Source organism: Brevundimonas vesicularis NBRC 12165 (assembly GCF_001592205.1).
Taxonomy (GTDB): Bacteria; Pseudomonadota; Alphaproteobacteria; order Caulobacterales; family Caulobacteraceae; genus Brevundimonas; species Brevundimonas vesicularis.
The window spans coordinates 1-989 of the sequence record NZ_BCWM01000042.1 but is presented as its reverse complement, the minus strand read 5'-3'; the positions used below and the strand labels follow the sequence as shown (position 1 = coordinate 989).

1 pseudogene is annotated in these 989 nt (G+C 68.0%); it reads right to left on the bottom strand.

Going from position 1 to position 989, the window contains the following annotated elements:
- Positions 1-934: pseudogene (locus BVE01S_RS16415) on the bottom strand (IS3 family transposase); the annotation flags it as partial.
- Positions 935-989 lie beyond the last annotated feature (55 nt).

Here is a 989-nt window from a genome sequence, read left to right as displayed (position 1 = left end):
CGCAGCCGCCCGTTGAAGCTTTCGTTGAAGCCGTTCTGCTGGGGCTTGCCCGGCGCGATGTAGTGCCAGCCGACGCCGGTGTCGTCGGCCCAGGCCAGGACCGCGTTCGAGGTGTACTCCGTGCCGTTGTCGCTGACGATGGTGTCGGGCCGCCCTCGCTGCCGGATGACGGCGTCCAACTCCCGCACGACCCGCGCGCCCGACAGCGAGGTGTCGGCCACCAGCGCCAGGCACTCGCGCGTACAGTTATCGATCACCGTCAGGATGCGGAAGCGCCGCCCGTCCGTCAGCTGGTCTGCGACGAAGTCCAGCGACCAGCGCTGGTTGGGCGCCAGCGGCAGGTCCAGCGGTCGCCGCGTGCCCATCGCTCGCTTCCGGCCGCCGCGCCGGCGCACCGTCAGTTGCTCGTCGCGATAGATCCGCTGGACCCGTTTCCTGTTGACCGCATGGCCCTCGCGCCGCAGCAGCACGTGCAGGCGACGATAGCCGAACCGTCGACGTTCCTGGGCCAGGGCCTTCAGCCGGTCGCGCAGAGCGCCGTCGTCCGGGCGCGTCGCCTGATAGCGCACGCTCGTCCGATCGACGCCCAGAACACGGCACGCCCGCCTTTCGCTCATCTCGTAGGCGGCCTGCAGATGGCCAGCCGCCTCGCGATAGCCGGCGGGCGTCACCACTTTTTTCCCAGCAGGTCCTTCAGGGCCACGTTGTCCAGCATCGCGTCCGCCAGCATCCGCTTCAGCCGGGCGTTCTCATCCTCGAGCGCCTTGAGCCGCCGAGCCTCCGACACGTCGAGCCCGCCAAACTTGGCCTTCCATTTGTAAAAGGTCGCCGAGCTGACCCCGTGGCGTCGGCACACCTCCGCCGTCGCTACACCGGCCTCCTGCTCCCGCAGGATCCCGATGATCTGCTCTTCCGTGAACCTCGATCGCTTCATTCTGTCCGTCCTTCGTTGGGCGGACTCTAGCTATTCCTGGAGGAGTTTCAGGGGG